General features: G+C 68.0%; 18 protein-coding genes. 13 read left to right on the top strand and 5 right to left on the bottom strand.

Annotated elements, in window-relative coordinates:
* Window positions 1–35: 35 nt before the first annotated feature.
* Window positions 36–302, bottom strand: coding sequence for a hypothetical protein (locus tag AC0QTQ_RS10620; RefSeq protein ID WP_480256549.1), 267 nt, complete (start codon window positions 300–302; stop codon window positions 36–38).
* The gene (locus AC0QTQ_RS10615; protein ID WP_480256548.1) at window positions 302–436 is read right to left on the bottom strand and encodes a hypothetical protein; all 135 of its coding nucleotides are present in this window, start codon (window positions 434–436) and stop codon (window positions 302–304) included. Before AC0QTQ_RS10615 ends, AC0QTQ_RS10620 begins: the two co-directional genes overlap by 1 nt.
* A gap of 440 nt (window positions 437–876) precedes the next feature.
* Between AC0QTQ_RS10615 and AC0QTQ_RS10610 the strand changes: the two genes are divergently transcribed.
* Entirely contained in the window at window positions 877–1,668 is a 792-nt protein-coding gene (locus tag AC0QTQ_RS10610; RefSeq protein WP_480256547.1) for a hypothetical protein, read from the top strand.
* Window positions 1,669–1,909: 241 nt separating this feature from the next.
* Here the strand turns inward: AC0QTQ_RS10610 and AC0QTQ_RS10605 are convergent, their stop codons facing one another.
* Both AC0QTQ_RS10605 and AC0QTQ_RS10600 read right to left on the bottom strand, forming a co-directional pair.
* On the bottom strand, window positions 1,910–2,350 hold the full coding sequence (locus tag AC0QTQ_RS10605; protein ID WP_480256546.1) for a glycine zipper family protein: 441 nt from the start codon (window positions 2,348–2,350) through the stop codon (window positions 1,910–1,912).
* A gap of 77 nt (window positions 2,351–2,427) precedes the next feature.
* Window positions 2,428–3,063 carry a LexA family transcriptional regulator gene (locus AC0QTQ_RS10600; RefSeq protein WP_121534994.1) on the bottom strand — a complete coding sequence of 212 codons (636 nt, stop codon included), beginning with the start codon at window positions 3,061–3,063 and terminating at the stop codon, window positions 2,428–2,430.
* Between the two features lie 88 nt (window positions 3,064–3,151).
* On the opposite strand from AC0QTQ_RS10600, the gene AC0QTQ_RS10595 reads away from it, so the two are divergent.
* The gene (locus tag AC0QTQ_RS10595) at window positions 3,152–3,355 is read left to right on the top strand and encodes a hypothetical protein (RefSeq protein WP_480256545.1); all 204 of its coding nucleotides are present in this window, start codon (window positions 3,152–3,154) and stop codon (window positions 3,353–3,355) included.
* A 113-nt stretch (window positions 3,356–3,468) separates the two neighbouring features.
* On the opposite strand, the gene AC0QTQ_RS10590 is transcribed toward AC0QTQ_RS10595, so the two are convergent.
* Window positions 3,469–3,918, bottom strand: coding sequence for a DUF4236 domain-containing protein (locus tag AC0QTQ_RS10590; RefSeq protein WP_480256544.1), 450 nt, complete (start codon window positions 3,916–3,918; stop codon window positions 3,469–3,471).
* A 46-nt stretch (window positions 3,919–3,964) separates the two neighbouring features.
* Between AC0QTQ_RS10590 and AC0QTQ_RS10585 the strand changes: the two genes are divergently transcribed.
* The 11 genes from AC0QTQ_RS10585 (at window position 3,965) to AC0QTQ_RS10535 (ending at window position 15,075) form a co-directional block, all read left to right on the top strand.
* A complete protein-coding gene (locus AC0QTQ_RS10585) occupies window positions 3,965–4,405 on the top strand; it encodes a hypothetical protein (RefSeq protein ID WP_480256543.1) in 441 nt (146 codons plus the stop codon).
* Between the two features lie 448 nt (window positions 4,406–4,853).
* Window positions 4,854–5,201 (top strand): hypothetical protein, encoded by a 348-nt coding sequence (locus AC0QTQ_RS10580; RefSeq protein WP_480256542.1) that lies wholly within the window; start codon window positions 4,854–4,856, stop codon window positions 5,199–5,201.
* A 36-nt stretch (window positions 5,202–5,237) separates the two neighbouring features.
* Entirely contained in the window at window positions 5,238–5,849 is a 612-nt protein-coding gene (locus AC0QTQ_RS10575) for a hypothetical protein (protein WP_480256541.1), read from the top strand.
* 202 nt (window positions 5,850–6,051) lie between these two features.
* On the top strand, window positions 6,052–6,636 hold the full coding sequence (locus AC0QTQ_RS10570) for a hypothetical protein (RefSeq protein WP_480256540.1): 585 nt from the start codon (window positions 6,052–6,054) through the stop codon (window positions 6,634–6,636).
* Between the two features lie 44 nt (window positions 6,637–6,680).
* Complete coding sequence (locus AC0QTQ_RS10565; protein ID WP_480256539.1) at window positions 6,681–7,496, top strand: hypothetical protein; 816 nt, start codon at window positions 6,681–6,683, stop codon at window positions 7,494–7,496.
* Between the two features lie 95 nt (window positions 7,497–7,591).
* Entirely contained in the window at window positions 7,592–8,308 is a 717-nt protein-coding gene (locus AC0QTQ_RS10560; protein WP_480256538.1) for a hypothetical protein, read from the top strand.
* 142 nt (window positions 8,309–8,450) lie between these two features.
* On the top strand, window positions 8,451–9,113 hold the full coding sequence (locus AC0QTQ_RS10555) for a hypothetical protein (protein WP_480256537.1): 663 nt from the start codon (window positions 8,451–8,453) through the stop codon (window positions 9,111–9,113).
* Window positions 9,113–11,281, top strand: a complete 2,169-nt coding sequence (locus AC0QTQ_RS10550) for a phage terminase large subunit family protein (protein WP_480256536.1) — start codon at window positions 9,113–9,115, stop codon at window positions 11,279–11,281. Before AC0QTQ_RS10555 ends, AC0QTQ_RS10550 begins: the two co-directional genes overlap by 1 nt.
* A 5-nt stretch (window positions 11,282–11,286) precedes the next feature.
* Window positions 11,287–11,493 carry a phage head-tail joining protein gene (locus tag AC0QTQ_RS10545; RefSeq protein WP_480256535.1) on the top strand — a complete coding sequence of 69 codons (207 nt, stop codon included), beginning with the start codon at window positions 11,287–11,289 and terminating at the stop codon, window positions 11,491–11,493.
* Window positions 11,493–12,962 carry a phage portal protein gene (locus AC0QTQ_RS10540; protein ID WP_480256534.1) on the top strand — a complete coding sequence of 490 codons (1,470 nt, stop codon included), beginning with the start codon at window positions 11,493–11,495 and terminating at the stop codon, window positions 12,960–12,962. Before AC0QTQ_RS10545 ends, AC0QTQ_RS10540 begins: the two co-directional genes overlap by 1 nt.
* A complete protein-coding gene (locus tag AC0QTQ_RS10535; RefSeq protein WP_480256533.1) occupies window positions 12,946–15,075 on the top strand; it encodes a head maturation protease, ClpP-related in 2,130 nt (709 codons plus the stop codon). The genes AC0QTQ_RS10540 and AC0QTQ_RS10535 overlap by 17 nt, the downstream gene beginning before the upstream one ends.
* The last annotated feature ends 60 nt before the right edge of the window (window positions 15,076–15,135 follow it).

The following is a 15,135-nucleotide window of genomic DNA, read 5'->3' as shown; positions in this document are numbered from 1 at the left end:
GGCGGCGGGGAGGTCCCGGCGCCCGCGCCGTGCAATCAGCCGGTCAGCGCAAGGCGTGCCCGGGCCTCGGCCAGCGGCGCGGCATCGACCGCCGCCGCGATCCAGCGCGCGCAGAGCGTGGCAAGGTCGGGACCCGTGGTCTTGATGCCGTGCAGCTCGATCCACGCAGGCCGCATGGACAGGTTGAGCTGGCCGGCGCTGGTCGCGGTGATCTCGCCGACGATCGCGTCGACGCGGTCCTCGGGCTCAAGCGGCGTGAGCCGGTCGAGCAGGCGGGCGAGGGGGGAGACGGGCAGCACCATCAGACCAGCGCCCCGGCGGAAAGCTGCGGCAGCGCCAGCGCGGTGTCGAGCGCGGCGCGGGCGATGACCAGGCTGCCGGCGCAGATCAGCGCCGCGAGCAGCAGGTCGGAGATGTGCAGGTTGGGCTTGCCCATGTGGTCCTCCATCGGTGATCCCGCGATCGGCCCGGGGTGGGTGTCAGCGGCGGGTGATGGGGAGAAATGTATGGGGATAATAGACCCCTTGTCAACATTACAGGGGTATAAAAGCCCCATTTATTGGAGTCGGGCTCTCTGGCGCGGCTATCAGTATTACCGCGGTGACGACCCGTAGGTAATCTCTCCGGGATGGCGAAGGACGCCATCTCGGGGGGGGGCAGATGGTCGAGGTGCGAAGGAAGCCCAAAGACCCGAGATGGGCGGGGAGCTGAGCGACCGTTCTCTCTGGTTGAGCATAGACGTTAGACTGATCGCCTAGGGCCGGCGGCGTGCACGGCTCGGAGTGTGTGGCGCTGGACGCCGTCGCGCCAGGCTTGTGAATTGACCGCGGACCGGCTCCGGTAGATGCTCCAAGCAAACACTGCTTAGGATTTCCTATGACCAATTATCGTTTCCGCTGCATGGGCCCGTTTTTCTTCGAAACCATGCGGAGCAGGCGTCACCGCGTTAACCGCTTCATGGTTTTTGATCCCGATGCCGCCACCAAACAAGTATTCGAGCAGGCAGAGGCGGTCCAAGGCAGGATCCGCACGGGCGGCATCGCGATCGACGACATCAGCAGGGCATGCGGCCTGTATGTCATTGGCCTGAAATCACGAGACACACTCATTCCCTATTATGTCGGTAAAGCTGCGCGGCAGACAATCAAGGCGCGACTATTTCAGAAGCAAGACAAACCGGCAAAAATCAATGCCATACTGAACGAAATCTACGGGGCCAAACCCTTCGTTTTTTTGTTCCCCCTCGTTACGGCCACGGGCCGCCTAGTGAAGCCTGCGGTAACTGCGAGGCGAGGCACCTCAACCACGGAAAAAGTCATCGACGACGCTGAGTATATGATGATCGGGCACGCTATGAGCGCGAACCCATGGTTGCACAACATTTCGACGGTAATTGCACGAGAAAAGTTCTCGATCGATGGAAGCCCGGGGATGTCTCGAACCGAGACGGACTTTGCGAAGCGTTACCGCACGATGATGGGGTGGAGCGAGCCGACTCTGCTCGAACAGGAGATGGAGCGAGCGGCGGATGTCGTCGAAGAGAAAGAGGATTACTTCGAGGAAGCCGCCAAGGAAGCGCTCGCGCACCCGGATGAGCTTGATGTTGACGTTTCCGCAGAAGAGGCCGGGAAGCTATCAAGGGGCGAAGCCAAAGACCCTGCTGATTAGCAGTGCCGGAGCTTCGTGCGGCAAGCCTTAAATTTCATGGGCTTGCTCATCCGACTTCATCACTCCCCCTCGGCCAGAGTTTTGCTTCATTACCCTTCGAAGGACCGCTTCGAAGGATAGAGCCGCGTAGCATCGCGCTCGCCTGACCGTCAGCTCAGGGCTGGGTGCAATTCTTCAGATTCTCCTCTGAAAAGAAAAGCCCGCCATTTCGGCGGGCTTGTGTTGCGGGCAGGGAGGGTGGTTAGCCACGCCCAAAGTCGGTGAGCAGGGTGTAGCCACGGCCAGCCATACAGCGATCGACAACTCGCCGCGGGCCATAGGTGACGAGGTCGTGGTCGTAATCCCCCGACCCGGCACCAGCGGCAGCACCGACCGCGGCGCCCGTCAGGATATAGTCATTGCGGTACCCGGTATTGGTGCCGGCGGCGGCGCCTACCAGCGCGCCGACAATGAGGCCTGCGGCAAGGTTCTTGCCCATCTCTTTTTGCTGGCGCTCTTTGTAGTCCGCCTCGACCTGCAATGCGACGGCGCGGCAGGCCTGAAGATCTTTCTCGTAGCGCGCCTGATTGGTCTTGCCTGGATCGACGGCGGGTCGATACTCGGAAAGCGGCTGCACGGGCTCGCAGGCTGTAAGGAAGAGGAATGAGCCGGCACAGAGCAGCGCCGCGGGTTTTCTGAACATGATCTTTCCAAATGATTATCGTCTTCAGGAAAGATCATCACAGGATCGTGAGCGGATTCGCAAGCTGAAAATGCGAATTATTCTATACGTTTGACGAACTCGGGCGGCAGGCTGAACTTTACGGGGGCCGCCCATTGCAGCCGAATGCCGTGCTGCGGATCGTGGTGCGGGTTCAGGGAAATAAGGGAAAAGGTTCCTTCCTCGAGCCCCGGCTTGATGTGCTTCACCCAAGCCCTGCCGCCGACATCTTCGCAAACACAAACCCGGCCGATGGCCTCGGTCGGTACGCCGAGAGCATCCCGGCTGTAGAACAGGATCGTTCCGGGCGGATAGGCGGGGGACATGCTGTCACCCTCGACCTCGACTGCGACGATGCCGTGCGGATTGAGCTGCGGCGGGCAGGCAACGTGAAACAAGCCGTTTCCTTTGCCGAAGGCATCAACCAATTCGACTTCTGCTCCGGCACCGACACGGCCGGCGACGGCGATCATCGCGGTCGATGAATGCAGCTGCCCTGCATAGAAGTCATCCAGGGAAACGCCGAAGGCGGCGGCCACCTTCCTCGCGTCATCGACATTCGTCGTCTGGGATTTCCCCTGCTTCAGGTTCTTCAACTGCTCGTAGGAAACCCCCGCAGCAATCGCGATGCTGCGAAGCGACTTACCGGTTTCCGCGAGGGCGTGGTCCAGTGCCAGTTTGAAGGTGGTTTCCATGAGGGGAAATATACCCACATATCCGGCTTCGCGAATGGCGTAATAAGACCCTTGGCAATAGGGGTTTTTATACCCTATACCATATGCCATGGAACAGCTCATCCTCGACCTCTCTGCTTACGCTGACGCCACCGGGCGCTCGCCTCAGGCGGTGCTGCGCTCTGCGATCAACGCGAAATGGGGCACCTGGGACGCATGGCGCGCGGGCCGGTCGAGCCCGACGCTGTCGAGCGTCGACCGCGTGCGCCACTACATGGCCGCCCATCCGCCGCTCCGCGAGGAGGCTGCGTGATGATGCCAGTTGCCTTCCGCGGTTCGAGCCTTGCGCGCGCTTTCCCATGCCAGAGCTTTCTCACAGCTGAGGGCCCGCGTCACGGAATCCCGGTTTCTCGGGCTGTTCTCGTTCTAGAGCGCAGCGAAGAGGATAAGCGCGAGGACCACGGCCAGAAGCCCGATCATGATTGCCTTGAAAGGGCTGGTCTGTTCCGGCAGGGGCGGCGGTCGTGGCGTTTGCAGGATCGCGGGAGGCGGGTCGTATCGGTGCTCTTCCGGTGCGATCGGGGTCAAGCGTCGTGCCGCGGTGACGGGGGCAGCCTTGGTCGCGACCGTCTTCTTGCCGTCCAGAAGCTTGGTGCGCGCGGAGATGCCCGTCCCGGGGATGGACGTGTTGAGGTAGACCCCTTTCTTGCCGACGTTCACGGATGCGCCGCGCGGGCCGACGGTCGTGCTGATCCCACTTTTGCTAAGGTTGATGTGCACGCCCGGCATCAGCTTGATGCGTTTCCGGAACCGGATTGCCATTTCGAGGCCCCCCAAAAACCAAATCATTTTTCCAATGCGGAAATTCTGCCGCAAGCCGGCGTCTTGCGCAATTGGTGGCGGCCTTCTGCGGAGGTGGCCCATGTCTGACCGGGTGATGATCAACCAGTTCATGCACGCGCTGGTGTCGCGCGCGGGCGGGGTCGAGAACGCGGCGCGCTTCGTCGACGCGCGCCTCGGCATCCCGCTGGACAGCTCGGGGTTCTCGACGCGCAAGGGCACGTTCTCGAAGCGGCTGGCGGGGCATCTGGATTGGCCGCTGGTCGAGATCATGGCGCTCGAGGATGCGGTCGGCGACCCGGTCGTGCGACGCTGGCTGGCGCGCAGCCTGCCCGAAACCACCGAGGCGATCGACCTGATGCTGTGCGTGTCGGAGACGGCGCGCGAGGTGGGCGAGGCGGTCGGTGCGGTTGCCGATCTCGCCTCGGGGCGGGGCGACCGGGCGCGGGCGCGCAAGGAAGTGCACGAGGCCCGCGGCGCGATCGACCGCCTCGCCGCTGCCGTTGACGGAGAGGAAGCATGAGCGCGTTCGGTCTCTCGGCTGATGCCCGCCCGGGCGAGCGGAGGCCCGCGATGAGCCCCGCCTCGGATTTCCCGCCGGCCTGCGACCCTGTCCACGGGCGCCACACGGCAGGCCGGCCAACTGGCGCGGCGGGCCGATCCCGCCGCGCCCCTTTGGGGCTTTGCGCGCAGGAGCGGCGGCGATGACGGCGAAGGTGATCCATGTGCTTTCCGGCGGTGAGCGAGCCCTGATCAGCTGTGATGCGTGCTGCGCGCAAATCTCGTTTGACATGCGCAAGCCGCTCGGAACGATCTCGAAGCGCACCGCAGCTAGCTCGGGCCACGCCATGAGACGAGCGGCCCTGTCCAAGGGGTGGAGCAATCCATCTGGCAAGCACTTCTGCCCCAGATGCACCAAACGCCGGCGTGGCGCCGATGAACCCAACCCCAAACCGATCAAGGAGAAGACGATGGTCCAGAAGACCGAGGCAAAGCAGGTGCTGCGGCAGCCGTCGCAGGAACAGCGCGGCGACATCATCGAGATGCTGGTGCTGACCTATGACCGCAAGGCGAAGCGCTACAAGGGGGCGGACACCGACAAGACGGTTGCCGAGGCCGTGGGCACCTGGTGCCTGCCCGGCTGGGTGACCGAGATCCGGGAGCGGGACTTCGGCCCCGCGGGCGGCAACGAGGAGATCGAGGCGATCCGGGCCGAGATCGCCGCGGTGCAGGCGGACTGCGCCGAACGGGCGGCGGGGCTGCGCAAGCGGCTTGATGCGGTTTGCGCGGCGATCGGGCCGCGGGCGGCGCGGATCTAGGGCAGGGCGCGGGCACTCTGCGCAGGAGGTGACGACATGATCGATCCGGCAAGGCCGCGGCTCGTGCAGATGGACGAGCTCGAGGAATATCCGATCGGCCGCGACGAGCGGCTCGACGCGCATTCCTTCGTGAAGTGGTGGCATCACCGCTGGTTGTCCTCGCGCACCTTCCGCCTGGCGTCCTGGGAGACGCAGGGAATGGCGCGGGCGCTGTTCGACATGTCGCAGACGGAAAGCCCGATCGGCACCTTGCCCGATGACGACGACGAGTTGGCGGTGATGCTGCGGGTCGAGCGGCGGCGGATTGGCGAGCTGCGGCGGTCCGAGTTCGGGCCGTTCCGGGGCTGGCGGCGGTGCCGCTGCGGCGACGAGGTGCGGCTGATGCACCCGGTCGTTCTCGAGCAGGTGCGCGATGCCCTCGATCGGCGCGAGGCGCGCGAGATGTCGCGCGAGGCGGCGGCGGTGCGTAAGCGGCGCGAGCGGCTGCGCGACGGGTTGGGCAAGCTCGGGCTGTCGGACGCCATTCTGGGCAGCGACCTGCTGATCGAGCGCATGGACGAGTGGATGCTTGCCAATGTGCGCGGCCGGCGGGACGGGCAGTCCTATGGCGCGGCGCTGCTGCATGCGCGGCGCGAGAGATGGCTCTAGGCGGGGATGTGACTGTCCCGTGAGTGTCACGCGTGACGGTTTGTGACTGTCACGGACAGTCCGGGACAGTCACGCCTGTCGTGTGACAGTTCTGCCTAGAGAAGAAGAGACAAGAAAAGACAAGAAAAGACAGACGCGGCCGTGACGGCCGGGCAACGGCACCTGTGGATAACTTCGGCAATGCGATGAGAAGGAAACGGGCATGGACAGTGCAGAACAGGCAGCCGGCGAGCGGCGGGTGCGGGAATTGCTGATCGAGCCGCTTGAGCGGCGGGGGCTGGCGCGGCCGAGCAGCCTGACGCGGGCGCAATACGAGGAGATGTGCCGCGACCTCTGCGCGCGGCTCGCCTACATGACGGGGCTGAACCTCGAGGCGCTGGCCGAGCAGGTGGCGGCGAACCCGGCGGGCAAGGACCGCGACCGGCTGCCGATCGCGAACCAGATCCTCAACTGGGCCGGGCAGATCCAGCCGCCGCGGGAAGACGGCTCGCCGCTGATCCGGGCGGTGTTCGCGGCCGATCTCGGGCGGCGGGCGCTGGCCGAGGGCTGGGCGCCCGAGCTGCTGCGGCACCTGCGCGAGACGCGGCTGTGGCCGGGCGGCTTCGCGGTCGAGCAGGTGCGCGAGCGGGGGCGCGAGGCTGACCGGCGCATGCGGATGGTGCGCGAGGCGCTGGCCGTGGGGCGGTTCGTGTCTGAAGTCGACCGCCAGTTCCTGGAGCGGCGTGGCGCGGCAGTGGTGCGCTGCGAGGCCATCGCCGAGATGGTGCAGGCCGGGGGGGCGGCATGAGCACACGCGATGGTTCTGGACTGCAGATCGGCGAGAGTAGTGCGATGGCATATTGGATGCAGCAGGTGAGCATTTCAGTGCATGACTGGGCGCGGCTGAGTGCGGCTGAGCGGCTGGCGGCGCCCGAGCTTCTGGCGGTGCGCCCGGCCGATGTGGCGCCGGGGCGCTGGCTCACGATGGGCGAGGCGGGGCGGCGCGCGGCGCTGCTGCGGGCGGCGACGGCGCCCGAGGTCTGCGGCCCCGAGATCCCGGTGGCGCCGGCGCGCGGGGCGTGCCGGGTGTTCACCGTGCGCCAGATCCGGCCGGGCACGCGCAACACGATCGAGGATGCGGGCTATCAGGGCCCGGGCGAGGCGCAGCCGCGCCGGGCGGTGCGCGCGGCCGATGTCTTCGACCGGATGGAGGCGCGGGCGCAGGCGGCACAGAAGCCCGCGCCCTTCACGCCCGGGCAGATCGCCATCGCGCGGCTCTATCGCACGCTCGTCGAGCGGCACGAGGCCGGGGCGATCAAGCTCTCGAGCCTCGAGGGCCGGACGGGCGGCTCGGGCCGGGGCGTCGACGTGACCGACCTGCGGCTGGAGGAAGCGCGCAAGATCGCGCTCTTGCGCCGGCGGATCGGCGACGGGGCGGCGATGGTGGTGCGCCGGGTGCGGCCGAGTGCGCGCGGGGCCGGCGCCTCGATCATCCTCGACCGGCGTCTCGTGGATGCGGTCTGCCTCGAGGACATGGACCTGAGCGGTGTTCTGTCGGCGCATGGCTGGAGCGCTGACGGTACGCACCGCAAGCGCCTGATCGAGGCGCTCGTCGCTGTCCTTGACCGGATGCAGGGCTATGGCGGTGGCCTGCACAAAGGGGATTGACGCTTATCCCCGTCGGCGGCATATCTCTTCCTATGATCTACACGAGCGCCCGGCGGGAACCACCCGACCGGGCGTTCCTGTTTCGCGAGGTGGAGATGGCCGAGATTGCTCTGGACGTCTCGGGCTTCGTCGCTGCGCTGAAGGTGATGGCCGAGCGGGATCTCCGCATCGCCGCGACCTGGGCGCTGAACGACACGGCAGACGAAGTCAAAGACCACATCCGCGACCGGATGACGATCGTCTTCGACCGGCCGACGACGTTCACCGAGAACGCCTTCTACGTGAAGAAGGCGCGGGTCGACGATCTGACGGCAGCCGTGATGGAACGCCCGACGCGGGCCTCGCGCGACTATCTGAAGGTCGAGGAAGCCGGCGGGACGCGCCGGCCGACCGGGTTCGAGGGTCAGATGCAGCGGGCGCTGGCCTATGACGGGCTGATCTCGGCGGTGATCCCGGCCGACGAGGCACGGCTCGATGCCTATGGCAACTGGTCGGTGGGCGAGCGCAATCAGGTGATGTCGGCGCTGAAGATCCAGCGCGACTATGCCGCGAACGCCACCGCGCGCTCGACCCTGCGTGGGCGCAAGCGCAAGCGGTCGACCTACTTCGTGCCGCAGTCGGGGCTTTATCCGGGGATCTACCGCAAGGACGCCTCGGGCAATATCGGCATCGTCGCGATCCTCACGGACAAGGTGCCGAGATACGCGCCGCGGCTCGACTTCCACGAGGAGGCGATGGCGGTCTTCGAGGCGCGGCTGCAAGGCCATCTGTCGAGGACGCTGAGCCAGATGTTCTACAAGAGGCTTCGCTAGGCCGAAGGGCCCTGCCGCCGCCGCCCGGGTCCTTCCCGGGCACCCTCGTCGCACGGGTAATTCGCGCCCTGTTTCATTTTGCCGAGCAATTCCAGTCGCCTGTTGGTGTTGGGGTTGTTGTTGTTATTGCTGAGGATCACCGATGAACACCATCACGCTCGACGACGGGAGCGTGCTCGATCTTGCGCGCTATCCGTTGCCGGATGGGGTGGAGGATGACGGCACGCCGCTCAACCGGGTGCAGCTCGCGCGCGCCTTCGGCGTGTCCGAGAACACGATCACCAAATGGGTGAGCCTCGGCATGCCGGTGCTCTCGGGCGGGCAGAACGGCGTCTCCTACGAGTTCTCGCTGCGCCAGTGCTATGCCTGGCGGCAGCACCGCGAGGACAGGCTGCAGGCGACGAAGGCGCGGGGCGATCAGCTGGCGGCGCAGGCGGCGCTTGCCTTCCGCAACCTCGACGACGACCAGGCGGAGGAAGAGGCGGCGCTGACGGCCGACGATCTGCGCAAGTGGTCCGAGGCCGAGTATCACCGCAACCGCGTCGCCGAACAGCGCGGCGATCTGGTGCGGGCCGACCGGATGCGCGCGGCGCTCGACGACATCTTCGTCACCTTCGGTTCGGCGATGGAGACGCTGCCCGACTTCGCCGAGATGGAGTTCTCTATCTCGCCCGACCAGGTCGAGAAGCTGAAGAACCGCTGCGACCAGACCCGCGACGAGGTGCGCCAGAAGATCGAGGCGCTGTTCTCGCGCCCCGGCGCGGTGATCGCGCTCGGCACGCGGCAAGGGGAGCTTCCGGTCTGATGGTCGAGATGGTCGATCGCGGCATCGGGGTGCTCTCGCGGATCCCGCCCTTGCCGCCTTTCGTGACGCCCGAGGAGATGATCGCCGACGCGCTGCCGCTGCTCGATCCGCCGAGCCGGATCAGCGTGACCGAGGCGGCCGAGCGGGCGCTGCGGGTGCCGGTTGCGGGCAAGTGGGAGGATTACAGCCGCGCGGTCACGCCCTACATGGTCGAGCCGCAGGACATGACGCAGTCGCGCCGGTTCAAGGCGGTGATCTTCACCGGGCCGGCGCAGAGCGGCAAGAGCCAGATGCTGCTGTCGGTGGCCGCCCATGCGGTGACCTGCGCGCCGGGGCCGGTGCAGCTGATCCACATGACGAAGACCGATGCCGACGCCTGGGTCGAGGAGAAGCTCGACCCGGCGGTCGAGAACAGCCCGCGGCTCCTCGAGCGGCTCGGCCGGGCGCGCGACGACAGCACCTTCAGCCGCAAGCGCTTCCGCGGAGTGCGCCTCGGGATCGGCTATCCGGTCGCGAACCAGCTGTCCTCGCGCTCGCAGCGTATGGTTCTGCTGACCGATTACGACCACATGCCGCAGCGCCTCGGGCCGAAGGACGCGCCCGAGAACACGCCCTTCGGCATGGCGATGATGCGCATCCGCACCTTCATGAGCCGCGGTTGCGTCGTCGCCGAGAGCACGCCGGCCTTCCCGGTCGATGACACGAAGCCCGCGCCGGTCGCGGCGCTCGAGCCGCACCGGATGCCCGAGGTGACGGGCGGCATCGTCAAGCTCTACAACGAGGGCACGCGCGGGCGCTGGTACTGGGAATGCCCGGACTGCGCGGAACTCTTCGAGCCGACCTTCGAGCGGCTCGACTATCCCGAGGAGCTCGACCCCGGCGAGGCGGGGACGCGGGCGCAGATGGTCTGCCCGCACTGCGGCTGCACGATCAGCCACCGCCAGAAGGTGGAGCTGAACCGCCGCGCGATGCAGGGGCGCGGCGGCTGGCTGCACGAGGCGCGGACCGTCGATGCGGATGGCCGGCGCCGCCTCGTGCGCATCGATGACCCCGAGCTGCGCCACACGGCCTATGCGAGCTATGCGCTGAACGGCGTCGCGGCAGCCTTCGTGAACTGGTCCGAGCTCGTGCAGCGCTACGAGAGCGCGCGGCGCGCCTTCGCGATCTCGGGCGACGATATCGACCTGGCCGGCGTGTTCTATACCGACCTCGGCATGCCCTATCGGCGGCCGAGGACGGAAGACGAGACCGCGCTGACGGTGGAAGCCCTGCGCGCCCGGGCGCGGCCGCTCGACAAGGGCATCGCGCCGGGATGGGCGCGGTTCGTGGTGACCTGCGTCGACGTGCAAGGCAACCGCTTCGAGGTCTCGGTCGTGGCCTTCGGCGAGGATGGCGAGCGGATCATCATCGACCGCTTCGCGATCCACCAGCCGCCGGACGCGGCGCCGCGGGCGACGGGCGATGACGGCAAGTATCGCGCGGTCGATCCAGGGCGCTATGCCGAGGACGCCGAGGTTCTGGCCGAGCTGCCAGACCGGGTCTATCCGGTCGAGGGGCAGGACTGGGGGCTGAAGCCGGTGGGCGTCGTGATCGACTTCAACGGCCCCGCCGGATGGTCGGACAATGCCGAGAAGTTCTGGCGCAAGCGGGCGCGGGCCGGGCAGGGCGGGCGCTTCTATCTGTCGATCGGGCGGGGCGGCTTCCGGCAGGTCGACCGGGTCTGGCACGAGGCGCCCGAGCGGGCCTCGGGCGGGCGCAAGGCGCGCGGCATCCGGCTTTTGAACATGGCGGTCGACCGGCTCAAGGACTCGGTGCTGGCGGCGCTCGAACGCGACGGCACCCGGATCAACGCCCAGCATGTCGCCGCCTGGATGGAGACCGAACACCTCGCCGAACTTCTGGCCGAGCAACGCGGCGAGAAGGGCTGGGAGAAGAAGCCCGGCGTGCAGCGCAACGAGACGCTCGACCATTCGGTGCAGGCGCTCGCGCTCGCCGAGCATCTGGGCCTTGCCCGGGTGAACTGGGAGGCGCCGCCCGGCTGGTGCGTGGCGGGGCTCATGAACACGAATGCGGTGCCGCTCGCGCGGCCGAACGACGCCGGCAGCGCGCGGGCCACGCCCGAGACGGCGGCCCTGCCGCAATCCATCAACTTCCTGCGGAGACGGTAGGACCCATGGCTTTCACACAGGAGGACGCCGACCGGCTGCGGGCGGCGATCGCGAAGGGCGTGTCGCACGCCCGGGTCAATGGCGAGGAACTGACCTTCCGCTCGCTCGCCGACATGAAGGAGACGCTGCGGCTGATCGAGGCCGACCTTTCCGGCACCGGCGCGGCGCCCCGGTTCTCGGTGGGCTATGCCCGCACGACGCGGGGGCTGTGATGAACATCCTCGACCGGACGATCGGCTTCTTCGCGCCGCAACTGGCCCTGCAGCGCGTCGCGGCACGGGTGCAGACGGCGAACCTGATGAACTACGACGCCGCCTCGCGCGGGCGGCGCACCTATGACTGGAAGGCGCCGGCGACGGCGGCGGATGCGGCGGCCTTTGGCTCGCGCGCCCGGCTGCGCCAGCTCAGCCGCGACATGATCCGCAACCGCGCCTATGCGACGCGGGCGCGCGACGTGGTGGTGGCGAATGTGGTGGGCGAGGGGATCGTGCCCTCGATCCGCACCGCGGGCGAGACCGCCAAGGCGACGGTCGAGGACCTGCTGCAGCGCCACCTGCTGAGCACCGAGATCGACGCGCTTGGCGAGTATGACCTCCTCGAGATGCAGCAGATCTGCATGTCGACGGTCTTCGCCGATGGCGAGGTGCTCTTGCGCCGGCGCTGGCGGCGCGGGGCCTATGGCCGGCATCTGCCCTTGCCCTACCAGGTCGAGCTGCTGGAGGTCGATTGCCTCGACACCACGGTCTCGTCCTGGGGCGAGAACCCGGTGATCGAGGGGGTGGAATACGGCCCGACCGGCGCGATCGAGGCCTATCACCTCTACAACGAGCACCCCGGGGCGGTGCTGACGCGCCGGCCGCTGCAGTCGAGCCGGGTGCACTGGTCCGACGTGATCCACATCCGCCGCTTCGAGCGCGCTGGCCAGCTGCGCGGGGTGCCGTGGCTCGCGCCGGTGATGATGACGCTTGGCGAGATCGCGGATTACCAGGAGGCGCAGATCCTCAAGCAGAAGATCTCGTCGCTGATGGCGGTGATGCTGAAGTGGACGGGCGGGGCGCTGCGGCCGGCCGACAGCGGCGCGGGGCTCGATCAGCTCGCGCCCGGGGCGATTGTCAGCCTGCCCGACGGCGCCGACGCGGTGCCGGTCAACCCGCCCTCGATCGAGGGCTATGACGAGTTCATGACCTGGGGGCTGCGCACGATCGCGGTGGGGCTCGGCATCACCTTCGAGTCGCTCACCGGCAACCTGCGGCAGGTGAACTTCTCGAGCGCGCGCATGGGGCGCAACGAACTCGACCGGCTGGTGCGGATGTGGCAGCGCGGGCTGATGATCATGCAGTTCGGCGCCGGGATGGAACGGTGGTTCCGCGAGGGGCTCGCCCTTGCCGGGCACCAAGGCCTCGACTTCACCATCGACTGGACGCCGCCGCGGCGGATCATGGTCGACCCGACGAAGGAGATCCCGGCGATGGTCGAGGAGATCGACGCGGGGCTCGCAAGCCGCCAGGGCGCGCAGCGCGAGCTCGGCCGCGACCCAGAGCGCATCCGCGCCGAGCGCAAGCAGGATGCCGAGGCGGACAGGACCGCCGGCCTTTCCGCGCCGGCGGCACGCGACAGCAATCTCAAACCGGCGGCAGAGGCCCCGAAGAAGGAGGACGACACCGATGCGGACGGGCAATGACCTGATCGTGGGCGGAGAGCTGATCCTGAGCGGCGACGTGCTGCTCGACGACTGGGTCGGCTGGATGTGGGACGAGGACGTGTTCTTCGCCCCCGGCATGGTGCGCCAGGCGCTCGCCACCCTGGGCGAAGGCCGGGTGACGGTGCGCCTCAATTCGCCCGGCGGCCATGTCGATGCCGGCGAGCAGATCCGCGCGATGCTGGCGGGCCACCCGGGCGGCTGCCGGATCGTGGTCGAGGGGATCGCCGCCTCGGCCGCGTCGCTGATCTTCATGGCGGGGGCGGAACGGCTGATGTCGGCGGGCTCTCACCTGATGATCCACGACCCCTCGGGCGCGATCTGGGGCAACGAGGCCGAGGCGCGCCGCGCGGCCGACCAGCTCGGCCTGACCGCCAACACCTATGCCGCGGTCTATGCGGCGGCCTCGGGCAAATCCGCGGCCGAGTGTCGCGAGATCATGAAGGCCGAGACCTGGTTCGGTCCCGAGGCCGCAATCGCGAACGGCTTTGCCGACGGGATCGCCGCAGAAGGAACCAGCGCGGCCGTCGCCCCGGCCGGCCCTGCGCAGGCCGTGCCGGCCACGCTGGCGACGGTCCAGACCGCCTACATGAGCGCGCGCCACAAGCTGCAGGCGCGGCTTGCGGCGGCCCCCAAACCTGAGCGGGCCCCGCGGCCCGGTCGCTCCCCCGCCGTCGCCGACGGCACCCAGCACAAGGACCCCGAGATGAGCACCCAGACCCAGACCACCGCCGCGCCGGCGGCCCCCGCCACGCCGCCGCAGACCCCGCCGGCGCCCGCCACCATGGCCGCGCCGGGCGGGGCGGCCGAGGGCATCGCGCAGGAGCGCGCCCGGGTGAAGGCCATCCGCGAGATGGCGGCGCCGCATGTCGCCGCCGGCCGGTTCATGCAGGCCGATCTCGACGCGCTGATCGACGGCGGCGTGACGGTGGCTGATGCCGGCTCGCGCATCCTTGCGACGATGGCGGCGAACGAGCCCGCCGGCCGCAGTGCCACCCCCGCCGCGCGGATCGGCCGCGACGAGACCGAGACCCGGATGGAGGGGATGATCGGCGCGCTGATGGGGCAGGCGGAGGGGCCGGCCACGATGTTCCGCGGCATGCGTCTGCGGCACATGGCGATGGAGCTGGCCGGGCCCGCACGCGGTTACAACGACATCGAGGCGATCAAGCGCGGCATGGCCTCGACCACGATGATGGGCGGCGCCTATGGCGTCAGCGACTTCGCCTATATCACCACCGAGGTGATGAACCGCAATCTGCTGGCGGCCTATCAGCGCCGCGCGGCCTCGTGGCAGCTGGTGACCGGCGCGGCGCAGACTGCGACTGATTTCCGCGAGCTGCACGCGGTGCGCTTCGGTGGTGATTTCGCGCTGAAGCGGGTGCGCGAGAACGGCGAATACGAGGAGGCGGTCCTGTCGGACGAGGCCGAGGGGCTGAAGGTCGAGCGGCGCGGCCGCATGATCCGGCTGACTTTCGAGGCGGTGGTGAACGACGACATGGGCGCCTTCAGCCGGATCCCCGGCGAGTTCGCGATGGCGGCGCGGACCATGGAGAATTCGATGGTCTGGTCGCTCTTCCGCGCGAACGCGAAGCTGAAGTCCGATGGCAAGGCGCTGTTCCATGCCGATCACGGCAACCTCGCGGCCACCGCGGCGGAGATCTCAATCGCCAGCGTCTCGGCCGGGCGCAAGGCGATGTGGGAACAGCGCCCCTTCGGCTCGACCGACAAGGATGACTTCATGCAGGTCGAGCCGGACCGGCTGATCGTGCCGCCCGCGCTCGAGCTTGTGGCGCTGCAGTTCACCGCGGCGACGACGCCGGCGGCAGACGGGCAGGTGAACCCGTTCAAGTCGACGCTGACGCCGGGCGTGGTGCCGAACCTCGGCGCGGCTGCGGGCGGCTCGGACACCGCCTGGTATCTGGTCTCGGGCGATCTGCCGCCGATCGCCCATGCCTATCTCGACGGCTATGCCGCGCCGACGGTGCAGACGATCGAGGGGATGAACCCCGATGCCGTGGTGATGAACGCGCGCCACATCTTCGGTGCCGCCGCGGTCGAGCATCGCGGCGCCTGGAAGAATGCCGGCGCCTGAGCGGCACCAGCACTGACCTGACGAAAGGGCGGCTTCGGCCGCCCTTCGTCGTTCCTGCCC

Source organism: Paenirhodobacter sp. YD-8, assembly GCF_056590935.1.
The sequence above is the reverse complement of the archived record's forward strand: the minus strand, read 5'-3'. Positions and strand labels throughout refer to the sequence as shown.